General features: G+C 71.2%; 15 protein-coding genes. 4 read left to right on the forward strand and 11 right to left on the reverse strand.

Annotated elements, in window-relative coordinates; translation table 11 throughout:
* Window positions 1–26 precede the first annotated feature (26 nt).
* Complete coding sequence (locus FHR36_RS23580) at window positions 27–434, reverse strand: winged helix-turn-helix transcriptional regulator (RefSeq protein ID WP_253800705.1); 408 nt, start codon at window positions 432–434, stop codon at window positions 27–29.
* 93 nt (window positions 435–527) lie between these two features.
* Between FHR36_RS23580 and FHR36_RS23585 the strand changes: the two genes are divergently transcribed.
* Complete coding sequence (locus tag FHR36_RS23585; RefSeq protein ID WP_253800159.1) at window positions 528–1,277, forward strand: SDR family oxidoreductase; 750 nt, start codon at window positions 528–530, stop codon at window positions 1,275–1,277.
* A 93-nt stretch (window positions 1,278–1,370) separates the two neighbouring features.
* On the opposite strand, the gene FHR36_RS23590 is transcribed toward FHR36_RS23585, so the two are convergent.
* Window positions 1,371–1,631, reverse strand: a complete 261-nt coding sequence (locus tag FHR36_RS23590) for a hypothetical protein (RefSeq protein ID WP_253800160.1) — start codon at window positions 1,629–1,631, stop codon at window positions 1,371–1,373.
* A 129-nt stretch (window positions 1,632–1,760) separates the two neighbouring features.
* On the opposite strand from FHR36_RS23590, the gene FHR36_RS23595 reads away from it, so the two are divergent.
* Window positions 1,761–2,171 (forward strand): hypothetical protein, encoded by a 411-nt coding sequence (locus FHR36_RS23595; protein WP_253800161.1) that lies wholly within the window; start codon window positions 1,761–1,763, stop codon window positions 2,169–2,171.
* A gap of 106 nt (window positions 2,172–2,277) precedes the next feature.
* Here FHR36_RS23595 and FHR36_RS23600 read toward each other — a convergent pair whose 3' ends face one another.
* Window positions 2,278–3,294: a hypothetical protein gene (locus FHR36_RS23600; protein WP_253800162.1), complete on the reverse strand. Its 1,017-nt coding sequence runs from the start codon at window positions 3,292–3,294 to the stop codon at window positions 2,278–2,280.
* A 197-nt stretch (window positions 3,295–3,491) separates the two neighbouring features.
* Here FHR36_RS23600 and FHR36_RS23605 point away from each other — a divergent pair, with 197 nt between their 5' ends.
* Complete coding sequence (locus FHR36_RS23605; protein WP_253800163.1) at window positions 3,492–4,679, forward strand: competence protein CoiA family protein; 1,188 nt, start codon at window positions 3,492–3,494, stop codon at window positions 4,677–4,679.
* Between the two features lie 438 nt (window positions 4,680–5,117).
* Here FHR36_RS23605 and FHR36_RS23610 read toward each other — a convergent pair whose 3' ends face one another.
* The 4 genes from FHR36_RS23610 to FHR36_RS23625 all read right to left on the reverse strand — a co-directional run bounded on the left by FHR36_RS23610 (window position 5,118) and on the right by FHR36_RS23625 (window position 9,450).
* On the reverse strand, window positions 5,118–5,744 hold the full coding sequence (locus tag FHR36_RS23610) for a DUF3558 family protein (RefSeq protein ID WP_253800164.1): 627 nt from the start codon (window positions 5,742–5,744) through the stop codon (window positions 5,118–5,120).
* A gap of 1,019 nt (window positions 5,745–6,763) precedes the next feature.
* Complete coding sequence (locus FHR36_RS23615) at window positions 6,764–7,144, reverse strand: CBS domain-containing protein (protein ID WP_253800165.1); 381 nt, start codon at window positions 7,142–7,144, stop codon at window positions 6,764–6,766.
* Window positions 7,145–7,339: 195 nt separating this feature from the next.
* Entirely contained in the window at window positions 7,340–8,872 is a 1,533-nt protein-coding gene (locus FHR36_RS23620; protein ID WP_253800166.1) for a DEAD/DEAH box helicase, read from the reverse strand.
* A 374-nt stretch (window positions 8,873–9,246) separates the two neighbouring features.
* A complete protein-coding gene (locus FHR36_RS23625) occupies window positions 9,247–9,450 on the reverse strand; it encodes a cold-shock protein (RefSeq protein ID WP_030918248.1) in 204 nt (67 codons plus the stop codon).
* Between the two features lie 1,359 nt (window positions 9,451–10,809).
* On the opposite strand from FHR36_RS23625, the gene FHR36_RS23630 reads away from it, so the two are divergent.
* Complete coding sequence (locus FHR36_RS23630; RefSeq protein WP_253800167.1) at window positions 10,810–10,974, forward strand: hypothetical protein; 165 nt, start codon at window positions 10,810–10,812, stop codon at window positions 10,972–10,974.
* 280 nt (window positions 10,975–11,254) lie between these two features.
* On the opposite strand, the gene FHR36_RS23635 is transcribed toward FHR36_RS23630, so the two are convergent.
* The 4 genes from FHR36_RS23635 to FHR36_RS23650 are packed head-to-tail and all read right to left on the reverse strand — an operon-like array spanning window position 11,255 to window position 14,999.
* The gene (locus FHR36_RS23635) at window positions 11,255–11,398 is read right to left on the reverse strand and encodes a hypothetical protein (RefSeq protein WP_253800168.1); all 144 of its coding nucleotides are present in this window, start codon (window positions 11,396–11,398) and stop codon (window positions 11,255–11,257) included.
* Between the two features lie 45 nt (window positions 11,399–11,443).
* A complete protein-coding gene (gene yjfF, locus FHR36_RS23640; RefSeq protein WP_253800169.1) occupies window positions 11,444–12,430 on the reverse strand; it encodes a galactofuranose ABC transporter, permease protein YjfF in 987 nt (328 codons plus the stop codon).
* Entirely contained in the window at window positions 12,427–13,467 is a 1,041-nt protein-coding gene (locus tag FHR36_RS23645) for an ABC transporter permease (RefSeq protein WP_253800170.1), read from the reverse strand. The genes yjfF and FHR36_RS23645 overlap by 4 nt, the downstream gene beginning before the upstream one ends.
* Complete coding sequence (locus FHR36_RS23650; protein WP_253800171.1) at window positions 13,464–14,999, reverse strand: sugar ABC transporter ATP-binding protein; 1,536 nt, start codon at window positions 14,997–14,999, stop codon at window positions 13,464–13,466. The genes FHR36_RS23645 and FHR36_RS23650 overlap by 4 nt, the downstream gene beginning before the upstream one ends.
* Window positions 15,000–15,019: the final 20 nt, after the last annotated feature.

Consider the following 15,019-nt stretch of genomic DNA (forward strand, 5'->3'; position numbering starts at 1 on the left):
CGGCTGCCGACGGCCGGGTCCGCCTCTTACGCGTGCGGTGACGCCTGCCGGCTGTCGTAGTGCGCCTGGGCGGCGAGGAGTTCGTCCCCGTGCCGGCCGAACCACTGGATGAGTTCGGTCAGCGGGCCGGCCAGGCCGGCACCGAGTTCCGTCAGGCTGTAGGTGACCTGGGGCGGGTTGGTGGGCGCGACGTGGCGGTCGACGAGCCCGGCCCGAACCAGTGCCTTGAGGTTCTGCGACAGCATCTTCTGACTGATGCCACCGACGCGTTGGTGCAGCTGCGCGAAGCGGTGCGGGCCGGCGATGAGGGCGGAGATGATCAGTGTCGCCCAACGGCTTGTCGTCTGGTCCATGATCGGCCTGAGCACGCACTTGCTGTCGAAAGTGTCGTGGGCCAGGAGCCGGGCGGCCGTCTCGACCTGCTGAGTTTCCATCACGGCAGGAGCTTACAAAAAAGTACGTACTTCCCCGGAGAAATGAGGTTTCTTACGGTAACTCCCGCAAGCACCAACGTTCGAGGAGTCACTGTGAGCAGCAGTCATGCACGTACGGCCATCGTCACGGGCGCGTCGAAGGGCCTGGGTGCGGGGATCGCCGCGGCACTGGCCGGGACCGGCGCGGCCGTCGTGGTGAATTACCGGGAGGATGCGGAAGGCGCCGAGCGGGTCGTCGCGGGCATCACCGCCAACGGTGGCCGGGCGATCGCGGTTCGGGCGGACGTCGCCCACGGGGACGACGTGCGCCGGCTGTTCGAGCGGGCGCGGGAGGAGTACGGACCCGTCGACGTGCTCGTGAACAACGCGGCCGTCGCCGCCTTCGCGCCGCTGTCGGGTATCACGGAAGAGGAGTTCCAGCGTGAGATGACCACGAACCTGCTGGGTACGATCCTCACGACGCAGGCCCTGGCCGCGCAGGACGACATCGGCGCCGCGTCGATCATCAACGTCTCGACGGCCGGCACGCTCACCCATCCGCCGTACGCCTCGCTCTATGTCGCGTCCAAGAGCGCTGTCAACGCGTTCACCGTCGTCGCGGCCAAGGAGCTGGGCCCGCGCGGCATCCGGGTCAACGCGATCATGCCGGGGCCGTCGGACACCGAGGGCACCAGGGCCATGGGATTCCCCGGCTCGGCCCAGGAGGCACAGGCGATCGCCGACACCCCGCTGGGCCGAACGGGCACCCCGGACGACTACGGCCCGCTGGTGGCCTTCCTGGCTTCCGACGACGCGCGTTGGATCACCGGGGATGTCATCCTCGCCTCCGGCGGACTGCGCTGACGCCCCGTCCGTTCGGGGGCGCCGGGGGGCAGGAGGTGGGCGGCGATCTCCTCGTGAGCGCATCCGGCGAGGACGGCGCGCGCCGCCGGTCGGTCAGTGCACCTGCTGGTCACCGGGCATCCGGGCGGGGTCGACCTCGGTCGCGGCCGTCGCGCGGTCCAGCCGCCAGCCTTCGTCGTACGCCGCGGCGAAGGCGTCCACGCCCAGTGCGTCCCGCCCGTTGCGGGTAAGGTCGCGCACCTGCGGGTCCGTGCGGTCGTGCGTACCGCGCAGTCGGGAGGCGGCGCCGAGGCGGAACGCGGCCTGGTGGCGCAGTGCGCGTGCGTCGGCGAGCGCGGCCGTGTGCACGGCCACCACGGCCAGGATGGGCAGGTCCCGAGTCCGTAGCGCCGCCGTGTGGGCCGCCGCCAGCGCCCTCCGCGCACCGGGCCGGTCGCCGGTCCGGAGACAGAACGAGGCCCGTGCGGTGCCTGGCTCGACTACGTGATCGACGGTCCGGGCGGCTACCACACCGAGGTGCGGGCGGGCGGCGGCGCGCAGAACTACCCGTACGCCTTCGACACCACGAACCTGACGAACGGCACCTACTCGATCAGCATCATCGCCAACGAGATCGACGGCCAGAACCACACGTACGGGGGCGGCTCGTTCACTGCCAACAACAACGCCGTCCTCGCGAAGAACAGCATCGGCCTCTACGGCTGGACGAAGGAGAGTGACCCGTTGGAGACCGCCCAGGCGACCGGTGGCGGCGTCCAGATGATCCTGGACGACGACGGCGTGGTGTTGGCCAAGAGCAGCATCGGCCTCTACGGCTGGACGAAGGAGAGCGACGCGGGCGTCAAGGCGATCGCGGTCGGCTCCGACGGCACCCAGATGATCCTCGGTCAGTGATCACCTCGGCCGCCCGCTGACGGCCCCCGCGCCCGGACAGCCGACCGCCCCAGCAGCCCCGACGAAGCCGCCACGACAGGCAGCCTCGCCGGGGCTGCGCGCGAGGCTATACGTCCAGTCGCCACTGATAAAGACCACTGGCATCGCCCGTTGCCCACGTGCCGGCGTGGACGGAATGAAATGCCGCGCAGCTGATGCCGGTTGGATACGTGACCTCTCCCAGGTATTCAAGACTGCGGGCATCGAAGACGAGATGGCGCGCGCAGTTCCATTTCCCGTCGACCGTCTCCAGCAGAACAGTTTCTCCGTCGAGATACCGGGCGTGGAGCGGCCACTCTCCACTTTCGAGAAATTCCCTGTTCGGCCGGTGCGCGATGACCGCCCTGCTGGAAAAGTCGTGGATCGTGAGCCCGTCCGAGTCGCGCGGGAGGGTCAGGTAGGCGGAACCGTCGGGATGAACGTCGGCCAGAGCACGCGATACGTCACCCGTGGTGGCCACGTGCAGGGAGCCTTCGTCGAGGCTGCCCCAGTAGATTCGTGAGCCGTCCTGCCCCTCGCCGACACTCAGGCCCATGTGCACCTGGTCCGGATGGCGCAGTGTCGCCGAGCCCGTGGCCTCGCACCCGAGCCACTTACGCCCGATGATCCTCCCGCTCGTGGCGTCCATCACCCACCACTGGTCGCCCCAGCCCTCGGGCGCGCTCCAGCCACCGCTGGACGCCGCAGCCACTTCGTCGTCCTCCCACAGTCCGTCCTCCTCGTCGGAGTCGAGTTCGGTTTCGGGGACAGTGGCCCAGATCGTTTTCCCGTCCGCCGAGAATTCGCAGGATCCCGAATAGGAGTACCCCGTTCCCCAGGGTGCGTGCTGTACGGACCAGAGGACGTTGCCGTGCTCGTCGACGAGGCGTATGTGGTCCTTCCCGCCGACGACGACGCGGGAGAGATCCGGGCTGACGGCGAAGGACGAGATATGCTCTCCGAGGTCGTACTGCCGGACCGGATCGAACTCCGGGTCGAGGATTTCGAGTACGCCTTGCACTTGCCGATACCATCCGCGACCGTTTTCGAGCCGGCTCGGCCCCGGCTGCGCGATCTCGACCTTCGTCACCATTTCCGCTCTCATGGGAGCAGTATTCAGGTCCGCTCAACGCTGGCGCAAAGTCTGCCCGGGCGCCCGCGCGGGAGGTTCGCGGGGCACTCGGTGGACTGCCACAGGATTCGGTGCACCTGCAGCGGGTGGCCGGCTATGCGGGTGGGAAGGTCTTTGCAGGTGAGAGGGAAGGCGGTTCGGGAGGTGTCCGGGCCGATGGGGGGAGAGAGATGGGCTTCACCGCGTTGCACGCCGAGCAGGGTCGGCTGGACGCCAGCCAGGACGATCTCGGGTGCGACTGGGAGTGGCCGGCGATCCACCGCGCACGGCCCCGGGTGCCGCTCGCCTGCCCGGAGTGCGGGCACGGCGTGCACCCGAAGGTCTCCTCCGGCGGGCTGCGGTTCTTCGCCCACGACGCCGGGGCTCCACGGTGTGCCCTGGCGCAGGAGAGCATGGAGCACCACCTGCTGAAACTGGAGCTCGCCCAGGCTGTACGTGCCGGCGGGTGGTTCGCCGAACTGGAGGTCCGTGCCCCGGACGGCGCCTGGCGGGCCGATGTGATGGCCGCCTCCCCGGACGGCGGCCGCCGCATGGCGTGGGAGGCGCAGCTGTCACCGATTACCCCGGACGACATACGGGCACGCACCGGCCGGTTCGCCGAGGACGGCGTGCGAGTGTGCTGGGTGGGGGTCCGCTCCCGGCCGTGGCTGGGTACCGTTCCCTCGGTCCTCGCGGCCCCTCCGGGCACCGATGGCACTCCATGGAAGGTCGTGGGCGGGCTGGCCCGCTTCGACCTGCCGAACTGGCTCCCGGCCAACGCCACGCTGCGGGACTTCGTGGCCTGGGTCCTGGCGGACCGCGTCGTCGGACACCGCTTCGGCCGCCCTCAGCGGCTCGACGGCCGCACGTTATGGCCGGCCGCCTGGACCGCCCCCCGCTACGCCGCGGACGCCGCCGAATGGGAGGGACTTCAGCGAAAACTCGACGGGCAGCGGGTCCAGGCGATGGTGCGCCAGCTCCGGCCGGGCGAGGGCTGGCGCGGCACGACGCAGGCATCGCGCCACCTGCTGCGCGACCCGCACCGGGTCATGGTCCGGTCCTGGCGACTGTCGGTGCCCGCGGACGAGCGCCGACGGATGCGGGAGGCGGCGAGCGCGTGGGTTCTCGCTTCGGGCACGAGGACTACGACCAGCGCTGGGCGGGAGGCATCCCGCTGTGCGCCGGCCACGCTGATGGGCCCGTGGTCGCGCTGCTGCGCCCCAAGCCCTCCCTTCTCCAGTGGGAGCAGCTGGCCGGGATCACCGTCCTGGCTGCGACCGAGTCCGACGGGGAGAAGTTGGCCGCCGGCGCGCCCCGCGGTGCGCGCGTCATCGGCTTGCCGACGCTGCGCTGACCGCTGCAGGCCGGATGGCTGCTGACAGCACCGACGCGGGGCGGACGCGAGAAACGCGCTTCGGACCACAGGCCGGCCAAAGCAGGCCCATCGCTCAACTACGTGACTGTCCCCGGCCCGTAACCCACAGCCGCTCTCGGCCGCCACTGTTCACGTAGCGCCGGACGGCTGGCAAGACTGTCGCCGGCCGCCGCCAACGGCAACCGCTTGTCCCGGGCGCCGGCCACGTCGGCCGGCGCCGTCAGGCTGGAGGTCGAAGGCCACCGGCAGAACGAGGTCACCCGCGCCGACCGCGAACGCATCGAATCCGCCCGAATGGACCGCGGCCTACCAGGCCGGCGTGAACGCCTTCACCCAGCACCCCGATTCCGAGTCCGTGACCTGCACGAACTCCTTGCCATGTCCCGCCTCCTGGGAAACGACCCGTGGCTGATGGTCCGTCGGACGGTTCGAAGCGGCTGCGTCACCCGTGCAGGTTCGCCGCGGCCAGGCGAGCCAGGGCCTGTTCGGCGGCGGACTCGGCCGGCGCGTTGACGGCGCCGGTCTCACTGCGGTCGGCGACGGCCTCGATGCCGTAGTGGGCGGTGCCGAGGGTGAACAGCAGTTCCGGTTGGCTGCCGTTCTCGGCGCGGGTGAGCAGGACGGCGCTGTCGCCGATGCCCGGGACGGGGGCGGCCCTGAGGACCGGATTCGTGGTGAGCTGGGCGAAGGACACGTCGTCGACCGAGCGAAGCGCCACGTAGGAGCGCCGCGAGCCCCAGGTGCAGGCCCAGGGTTGATCCTTCGACGGCCCCTCGGCGAGCAGTGGGGACGTGCCGCCCATCGCTGCCGAGACCTGGGCGTTCGTCAGTACCGAGCAAGGGTCGGTCGGGCGGGCCGCCGCCGCGGGCGCGGACGGGGCGGCGGTGACGGCGAGGGTGGCGGTGGCCGGGGTGGGCGAGGGAACCCGCACCGACGTGCCCACGCTCGGCGACGCGCCGTCCGCGCTCCCGCCGCCTGCGGACGAGCAGCCCGCCAGCGCCAGCACACCCAGTGCCGCCAGACCTGCCAGACCCGCCGTCCGGCTCCGTCGGCCGTCGAAGAACACCATCGCCCCTCCCCGAAATACCTGACGTCCATCGGTCGGCGCCAGCGTAGCCGTGCAGGCGGGCCGGGCGGCCGAGAACGGGGATTACGCTGTTCTGCGGCATAGTTGACGGAACACCAGCTCGCAGGGCCTGGCAGAGGCTGTCCGCCGGACAGGGGAGGACGCGTTCTGCTATCCGCTGCCGTCCGGGTCATCGACTGCCGCGACAGGGCGACAACCGGGCCTCGGGGGGCGGGACGACGACCCGTAGAGCGTGAAATGACCAGTGTCCTGGGATGGCCGTCCTGCAGCGAGTGCTCGCGACCGTCTACGAATGCGGAGCCGGCGGTGGCAGCGCGGCAGTCGAGCTCAGGCGGGCGGAGGACGCCCTCATCGGCCATCCGCTGGACACCCCATAGGCCGAAGCCGCTGCTCGGACCTGGCTCGGGGAGGCGCACCGCCAGCGCGCCCTGGAGCGAGCGCAGGAGACCGGCGCCGCCCCGGAGCAGACCCTGGAGGAGCTGGTGAACACGGACCTGCCCGATCGGCCCGGAGCAGGACGGCACCGCCCGCAGCGGGCCGGCCCACCGACTTTCTCCTGGCCACCGGACCGCGCCCGCGTAACCCGACGCAGCGGCGCCTGCCCGCCAGCTGCTGCGAGAGGGCCGAGTGCAGGGACTGAGCTGCGTGTCCCGGCCGGGCGAACCATGCCGTGGGCCCTGTGTGGTCCGCCGGGCCCACCGGGCGCTACCGCGGGGAGGACACCGGCACCGGGGCGTGCGGAGTGGGAAGTGGCCGTCCCCGCCCAGTCCGCCCCGCCCCCGCCCTCACCGTGCGGCCCAGGCCGGGACCGGACCACAACGTGCTCGACGCCGTGGGCGACCTCGACCAGAACACCGCGGAGAGGAGGAGCGGCTGCTGAAACACGGGTGGAGTGCCGCACTCCCGCGGGTCGCGCCCGACCTCGGTCTTCGCCCGGCCGCCGACGGTAGATGCTCTGCGGGGCGGGTGGGTATCGGCTCGTTGGTGCCTGCGGCCGGTTCCTAGAAGTCGAGGAGGCCGATGGCGTGGCCGTCGTGGTCCACCACCGGCCACGTGTTCAACCCGCGGGCGCGCATGGCGGCGAACGCGTCGGTGGCCGGCATGTCGGCGGTGGCGAACGGGGCGCGGTCGAGGGCGATGTCGCTGACCGGGGTGCGTTCGGTGTACCAGGACCGGGCCTGGAACGGCGCGAGGTGAAGACGGGTCAGCAGCCCGGCGCAGCGGCCGTCGTCGGCGCGGACCAGGACGTGGTCCATGCCGGAGCTGTGCAGGATGTCCATCGCGGTGTCGGCGGTGACGTCGTCGCTGATCTGCAGTTCCGGGTGTTTCATGAGGTCGCCGACCGTGGTGGTGGTCGCGGGGCGTTCGAGGCTGATGGTCATGGGCGTGGTCCTTCGGGTCATTGCCGCCGGTGGTGGCGGCGATCCGGGCACTGGTGGAGGCAGGCTGACGGCGTCCGCCGGGGCCGGCCGACACTGGCTCGCGGATTGCGGTGGGGCTGTGGTTGGTGGGAGCCGGGCGTCGGCGGCCGGGACGTTCGGGTGGGGACCGTGTCGCGGTCCGACCCCTTCGGTGTCCTACGCGGCGAGGGCAGTGCGCTCGGGCGCTGCGTTGCGGGAGCCGGCGACGGTCTGTGTGGCGCGGGCGGTGCGGGGGGCTCGGCGGCGCCGGTTGCGGCTCGTGGAGGGGCTGCGGCGCGGGCGTTCGACGACCGGGTCGGCGATCACGGTGGGGATGCCGGTGGGCACGCGGGCGCCGGTGATGCGGGCCAGGTCCTCGTCGCCGGCGCTGACGCGGGTGGTGACGGGGGTGATGGCGGCGGTGGTCATCATCCGGGCCATCTCGCGGCGCTGTTCGGGCAGGACCAGGGTGACGACCGTGCCGGACTCGCCGGCCCGGGCGGTGCGTCCGCCGCGGTGCAGGTAGTCCTTGTGGTCGGTGGGCGGGTCCAGGTTGACGACCAGGTCGAGGCCGTCGACGTGGATGCCGCGGGCGGCGACGTTGGTGGCGATCAGCGCGGTGACCTGGCCGGTACGGAACTGCTCCAGGGTGCGGGTGCGCTGCGGCTGGGACTTGCCGCCGTGCAGGGCCGCGGCCTTCACCCCGTTGGCGAGCAGGCCCCGTACCAGGCGGTCGGCGCCGGACTTGGTGTCGGTGAACATGATTACTCCGCCCTCGCGGGAGGCGATGTGCGCGATCGTGGCGGCCTTGTCGGAGCTCTGCACATACAGCACGTGGTGCTCCATCGTGCTGACCGCGCCCGCGGACGGGTCCACCGAGTGCGTGACCGGGTCCTTCAGGAAGCGGCGGACCAGGCGGTCGACGTTGCGGTCCAGGGTGGCGGAGAACAGCATCGTCTGGCAGCCTTCGGCGACCTGGTCGAGGAGTGCGATGACCTGCGGCAGGAAACCCACGTCGGCCATCTGGTCGGCCTCGTCCAGCACCGTGACGCCCACCCCGTCCAGCCTGCAGTCACCGCGCTGGACCAGGTCCGCGAGCCGTCCGGGGGTGGCGACCACGACCTCGACGCCGCGGTTCAGCGTCTGGGCCTGGCGGCCGATCGACATCCCGCCGACCACCGTGGCCAGGCGCAGGCGCACCGCGTGGGCGTACGGGGTGAGGGCGTCGGTGACCTGCTGGGCCAGTTCGCGGGTGGGGACCAGGACGAGCGCCAGCGGTCGGCCGGGCTCGGCCTTCCGGCCGACGGTGCGGGCCAGCACGGCGAGGCCGAACGCGAGGGTCTTGCCGGAGCCGGTGCGCCCCCGGCCCAGCACGTCTCGGCCGGCCAGCGAGTTCGGCAGCGTCGCGGCCTGGATCGGGAACGGCGAGGTGACACCCTGCCGGGTCAGGGTCGTCAGCAGCGCCTTCGGCATGTCCAGCTCGCCGAAGGACTCGACGGCCGGCAGCGCCGGGGTTGTGCTCACCGGCATCGCGAACTCGCCCTGCACGGAGGATCCCTGACGGGCGCGGCGGCCGGAGGAGCTCCGGCCGCCGACGGGCCGGTCACCGTAGAAGGAGCCGCCGCCGGAGCGGGAGCCGCCGCCGGAGCGGGAGCCCGCGGCGGAGCGGGAGTTGGAGCTCTGGAGCGCGAGGCGACTGGAGCGGTTCATGCGGGAAACCTTCCTCAGGGCGGCACGTCACGAGGAAGGCTCCGCAGCGCGGGGGCGCCGGGCGGAGACCGCAAGGGAACGGGCCGGAAGTGTGACAGGCGGGGCGTGGACGGTGGAACCGTGCGGCACGTCACCTGCGGTCGACGCTCACCGGCAAGGGGCGGAAGCGAAGAACCTCGAACCGTGGGATGTCACGGCAGGGCGGCGATCCGGACGCGGCGCCGGGCGTCTCGCGTGGGAATGGCCGCCGGTGGCGGAGCCAGGGGGCCTGAACGGCCGGGGACGTGCGTCGTGGCACAAGGCCGAGGGGCCCGCACCGAGCGTGTACGCGGTGCGGGCCCCTCGCTGCTGGGCGGGTGCCGTGGCAGCGGGAACTACAGCGGACGAATGTTCTCGGCCTGCGGGCCCTTCTGGCCCTGCGTGACGTCGAACTCGACCTTCTGGCCCTCGAGCAGCTCGCGGAAGCCGTTGGCGTTGATGTTCGAGTAGTGGGCGAAGACGTCGGGGCCGCCACCCTCCTGCTCGATGAAGCCGAAGCCCTTTTCCGCGTTGAACCACTTCACAGTGCCATTAGCCATAAGTAAATCTCCTTCAAGGGGCTGTCCGAAGCCCGGACCGTGCGGGCTTCGAGTGCCGCGATGATGACCCATTCGGGGAAGAGCCGGGAAGCAAAATGCGCCCGCGACACATCAGCAGGCGCACACAAAGTTCATGGGAACCACTACTGCAACTACGTGCAACTCTAGCAGGCCGATGCGTTCCGCGGCGGATATTTCCATCCCGCTTCCCGGAAACCTCGCCCTTCGCCCCGCCGCCCCGCAGGCGCCCCGCGGTCAACACGCCACCCCACCAGGCACATTGATGACATCGAGCAACACTCCGCGGTCAGCAACCGGCGCGACCCCTCGTCGGCTCGATATCCCTCGACCGGCCGCCGCGTCCACCCTGAAAGCTCCACTGGCAGATGCGATGCAGACGGAACCGGAGCGGCTGCGCACGGGCTCGCCCGCGGCAGCCCCGGTCGCTGGCTGGCGCGCCAACCGTATCCGGCACCGGCGCAGACGGCGAACAACGTCACTCCAATTCCGGCAGGTCGGAACACTGAGCTGCCCAGCGGACCCGCTCCGGCGGTCTTCGGGGCACGCTGCACGGAACGACGAAATCAGCGGCACTCCACCGCCCCGCCCATCAGCCCCTCAGAATCCGGGTACAGGAACCGCTCAAGTGGCGCGCCATGGGAAACCGAGTCATCCACCACCGCCGTGGCCGCCCGTCCCCAGGATCAGGACCGGCGCATGGTCTGGCTCGGTGGGCAGGGTGCGGAGGGCCGCGGGGACCGTGCGGGGCAGGACGCCTTGCACGGCGGCGAACGCGGCCTCAACCCGGGTCGGGTCGGGTCGGGTCGTACGGATGCCACAGCCGCCAGCCGGCAGTGGCAAGCGGCTGAACGGCCTGCCAACACGCACGGGTCTTGCTCGTCGAGGAGGACCCGACCAGGACCAGCATCGGGCTCTGACCTCCGGTCGCCTCGCGGACCGCATCGGCGAGGACGCGGTCGCGGGCGTGGGACACGTAGCCGGACAGCACCCGCCCGACCCGGCAGTGACGCCCCCGGCGGGATGGACCTCCAGAGGTGCGGGTCCCACTCGCGGATCGGCCTGCCCAGGCCTGGCTCCGGCACCACCAGCGGGCCGGGCACTGCGGTCCGCAGCAGCGCCACCAGCTCGTCCTCCGGCAGGCGCAGCGCGCGGGCCGGCTTCACGATCGTCGCGGCCGACGGAGGTGGCCCACTGTGCTGGAAGGCTGCCTGGACGCCGGCCCGGGACAGTCCCGTCCGGGCCGCGAGTTGGGTCTTGGTCAGCCCCTCGCGAGCCAGGGAGTCGGCCGGCCGCGGGAGATCACTGTGACCCATCGCCGCCGTCCTGCTCACCATCGGCGTGGTCGTAGTGTTGGCGCTCCTGGCCTCGGCGGCCGCGGGCGTGCTTGCCCGCCTCGACGGCGCCACCCACCCCGCGGCTCTCATGCGCGCCGCCACCACGTTCGCCGCCGTCCTTACCCTCACCGCCGCCGTCGCTGGCGCCTTGGCCCGGTACCTCTCGTAGGGTGCCTCCCGCGGCACCACGGCGGGTGTCCTCCCGCACGGCCGCGGGACGGCAGCCGCGAACCGCCACCGGCAGCGGGCCGGCCCGGGCTCCTGGCCGCGGACAGCAGCCAGGCCCGACCAGCCACACCGCGGCAGCGGGCTGTCCACCGCGCGGTCAGCCTGCCGGGCGGGTCGTCTTCCCGACCGCGGCCGGGCCGATGACGAAGATCAGAGTCGGCGCTGTGCTCTCAGACATCGCGCCAGAATAGGACCAGTACACGATCTTCGTCGACCACCCGTCAGCAGGGCTGCCACGTGCATCGCCTCTCGATGATCTGCTGCAGCGGCGGCCACACGTAGGTCACAGCGATCCGGTCCCGGGCCCGGGCGGCAGGGGTGCGCAGCAGTTGGGTGAGGTCGACGTGGGCGCCGTTGCCTGTCAAGACCAGCGGGAGCGCCCGAACCTTCAGTCTGCCGGGAGCGGCCCCTCACACCTTCCGGCGCCCGACGATCAGGCGCTGGAGCAGGATGAAGACGAACAGCAGGCCGCCGATCACGATCCTGGTCCACCAGGAGCTGAGGGTGCCCTGGAAGCTGATGAGGGTCTGGATCAGGCCCAGCACCAGCACTCCCAGCACGGTCCCCAGCAGGTAGCCGGAACCGCCCGTCAACAGCGTCCCGCCGATCACCACCGCGGCGATCGCGTCCAGTTCGAGGCCCACGGCGTGCAATCCGTAGCCCGAGAGCATGTAGAAGGTCAGCAGCACACCGCCGAGCGACGAGCAGAATCCGCTGACCGCGTAGACCGCGATCTTCGTCCGGGCGACGGGAAGCCCCATCAGCAGCGCGGACTGCTCACTGCCGCCGAGCGCGTAGACGTTCCGCCCGAGCCGGGTGTGGTGCAGCACCACGAAGGCGACCGCCACCACTCCCACCGCGACCAGCACGCTCGGCGAGACGAACAGGTCTCCGGGCAGCGGGATCCGCGTCTGCGCGAAGGCGGTGTAGGTCGGGTCGGTGATCGAGATCGAGTCGATGCTGATGGTGTAGCAGAGCCCCCGGGCCAGGAACATGCCGGCGAGCGTCACGATGAACGGCTGGATCTCGAAGGAGTGGATCACCCACCCCATCACGAAACCGGCCACCGTTCCGACCACCAGTACCAGCGGGATCACCAGCAACGGCGGCCAGCCGTGCCGCTCCACCAGCCAGGCCGAGAGCATGGTGGACAGTGCCACCACCGCGCCGACCGACAGGTCGATCCCCCCGGTCAGCACCACGAAGGTCATCCCGACCGCGACCACGAGCAGGAAGGCGTTGTCGATCAGCAGGTTGAGCAGCACCTGCCCGGAGAGGAAGCCGTCGTACTGGACCGAGCCGACGCTGAACATCAGGACCAGCAGGACCGACGTGACCAGCAGCGGGACGTACTGACGCCCGCGCCGGACGGCGCCGGCCATGGGGTTCGAGGTCATGCCTCCGCCTCCTCGGTCTTCAGCGGTCGGGGCCGCGCGGAGCGCGTGGCCGACGACCTACGGCGGACGGCCTTCGCGCGGAAGGCGGGCGACTGGATGAGGCACACCGTGATCACCACGAAGGCCTTGAAGACCAGGGTGGTCTCCGGCGGGATGCCGATGGTGTAGATGGTCGTGGACAGGGCCTGGATGATCAGCGCGCCGAGCACCGTACCGCCGAGCGAGAACCGCCCGCCGGTCAGCGAGGTGCCGCCGACCACCACCGCCAGGATGGCGTCCAGCTCGATCCAGAGCCCGGCGTTGTTGCCGTCCGCACTGGAGACGTTGGAGCTGATCATCAGCCCGGCGACGGCCGCGCAGAGCGCGCTGAAGACGTAGACCAGGGCGATCAGACCCGACGCGCGGATGCCGACCAGCCGACTGGCCACCGGGTTCCCGCCCACCGATTCCAACAGCAGCCCGAGGGCCGTCCGCCGGGTCAGCAGCGCGGTCAGCAGGACGACCACGACGGCGAGCAGGACCGCGAACGGCACGGCGAGCCAGTAACCGCCGCCGATCAGCCGGTACGGACCGCTCGTGACGGTGATGATCTGGCCGCCCGTCACCAGTTGGGCGACGCCCCGACCGGCCACCATGAGGATCAGGGTGGCGATGATCGGCTGGACGCCGACCCTGGCCACCAGCACGCCGTTGGCCACACCCAGCACCAGGGCCACGGCCAGCGCGATCGCGACCGAGGCGACGACGGTGCCCGGACTCGCCGGGTCCGCCGCCTCGCTGATGTGCAGGCAGGCCAGTGCGCCGGCGATGGCGACGGTCGAGCCGACCGACAGGTCGATGCCGCCGGTGGCGATCACCAGGGTCATGCCCAGGGCGACCAGGACGAGCGGCGCACCGAAGTGCAGGATGTCGATCAGGCTCCCGTACAGGTGCCCGTCCTTGATCCGGATCGCGAAGAAGTCCGGGGTGAACGCCAGGTTGGCCAGCAGGAGGACCGCGAGGACGACGGCCGGCCAGAAAAGGCGGTGCTTGGTCATGACTGGGCTCCGCTTGCGATCGTCGCCATGATGCTCTCGGGAGTGAGTGAGCCGTCGTTGGGCAGCTCGGCCACCAGCCGCCGGTCCCGAAGCACACCGACCCGGTGGCACAGCCGCAGCACCTCCTCCAGCTCGGCCGAGATGAACAGCACCGACATGCCGTCACCGGCCAGGTCGGCGACCAGCTTCTGGATCTCGGCCTTGGCACCGACATCGATGCCGCGGGTCGGCTCGTCCAGGATCAGCAGCTTGGGGTCGGTGATCAACCAGCGGGCCAGGAGCACCTTCTGCTGGTTTCCGCCGCTGAGGTTGCGCACCAGGGCCTCGGGATTGCCGGGACGGATGCCCAGGGCCCGGATCCAATGCAGGGCGATCTCGTCCTGCCGGGTACCGGAGAGCGGCCGTGTCCATCCCCGGGCGGCCTGGAGGGCGAGGACGATGTTCTCCCGCACCGTCAGCTCGCCGATCAGGCCCTCGGTCTTTCGGTCCTCCGGGCAGAAGGCGATACCGTGGGAGATCGCGGTCCGCGGGGTGCGCAGCGAAACCTCCGCGCCCTCGATCCGCACCGAACCCCGGGTGCTGTGGTCGGCGCCGAACAGCAGCCGGGCGGCTTCCGTCCGCCCCGACCCCAGCAGGCCGGCCAGTCCGACGACTTCGCCCGACCGGATGGTCAGGTCGTACGGCTCGATCGCGCCGCTGCGGGCCAGGCCGTCGGCGCGCAGGAACGGCGGGGCGTCGGCGCCTTCGGCGGGCTCGCGCCGGGCGCTGTCCGACGGCTCCCCCGGATCGGACGGTTCGCCGCCGATCATGCGGGCGACCAGGTCGACCTGGCGGAGTTCGCCGGTCAGGTACTCCCCCTCCAGGCGGCCGCCCAGCAGGACGGTCATCCGGTCGCAGATCTCGTAGACCTGGTCCAGGAAGTGCGAGACGAACAGGATCGCCACGCCCTGGTCCCGCAGGCGCCGCATCACGGCGAACAGCTGCCGCACCTCTTCCCGGTCCAGACTGGAGGTCGGCTCGTCCAGGATCAGCACCTTGGCCGATACCTCCACCGCCCGCACGATTGCGACCAGCTGCTGGACGGCGGTCGAGTAGCTGTCGAGCGGGGCCGAGACGTCGATGTCCAGGTCCAGGTCGGCCACCGACTCGGCCGCACGGCGCCGCAGTTCGGACCAGTGGACGAGACCGAACCGGCGCGGCTCGCGGCCGATGAGGATGTTCTCCGCGACCGACAGGTTCGGGCAGAGGTTCACCTCCTGGTAGACCGTGCTGATCCCGGCCAGCTGCGCCTGCAGCGGGCCGGCGATCCGCACGGGCCGTCCGTCCAGGACGACCTCGCCGCCGTCCGACGGGTGGACGCCGGTGAGGACCTTGATCAGGGTGGACTTCCCCGCGCCGTTCTCGCCCATCAGCGCGTGCACCTCACCGGGGAAGAGTCGGAAGTCGACTCCGTCCAGTGCCACCACGCCCGGGAACTCCTTGCGGATCCCGCGTACTTCCAGGACCGGTTGCTGTGCGCTCTGCGCCGGCATCCGCGCCTCCTCTCATGGTC

The sequence above is a fragment of the Kitasatospora cinereorecta genome (assembly GCF_024172095.1).
Classification (GTDB): Bacteria; Actinomycetota; Actinomycetes; order Streptomycetales; family Streptomycetaceae; genus Kitasatospora; species Kitasatospora cinereorecta.

Coding starts and splice junctions, on each gene's coding strand:
- FHR36_RS23580 (WP_253800705.1), bottom strand. CDS start 434: ATGGAAACTCAGCAGGTCGAGACGGCCGCCCGGCTCCTGGCCCACGAC.
- FHR36_RS23600 (WP_253800162.1), bottom strand. CDS start 3,294: ATGAGAGCGGAAATGGTGACGAAGGTCGAGATCGCGCAGCCGGGGCCG.
- FHR36_RS23605 (WP_253800163.1), top strand. CDS start 3,492: ATGGGCTTCACCGCGTTGCACGCCGAGCAGGGTCGGCTGGACGCCAGC.
- FHR36_RS23610 (WP_253800164.1), bottom strand. CDS start 5,744: ATGGTGTTCTTCGACGGCCGACGGAGCCGGACGGCGGGTCTGGCAGGT.
- FHR36_RS23615 (WP_253800165.1), bottom strand. CDS start 7,144: ATGACCATCAGCCTCGAACGCCCCGCGACCACCACCACGGTCGGCGAC.
- FHR36_RS23620 (WP_253800166.1), bottom strand. CDS start 8,872: ATGAACCGCTCCAGTCGCCTCGCGCTCCAGAGCTCCAACTCCCGCTCC.
- FHR36_RS23625 (WP_030918248.1), bottom strand. CDS start 9,450: ATGGCTAATGGCACTGTGAAGTGGTTCAACGCGGAAAAGGGCTTCGGC.
- yjfF (WP_253800169.1), bottom strand. CDS start 12,430: ATGACCTCGAACCCCATGGCCGGCGCCGTCCGGCGCGGGCGTCAGTAC.
- FHR36_RS23645 (WP_253800170.1), bottom strand. CDS start 13,467: ATGACCAAGCACCGCCTTTTCTGGCCGGCCGTCGTCCTCGCGGTCCTC.
- FHR36_RS23650 (WP_253800171.1), bottom strand. CDS start 14,999: ATGCCGGCGCAGAGCGCACAGCAACCGGTCCTGGAAGTACGCGGGATC.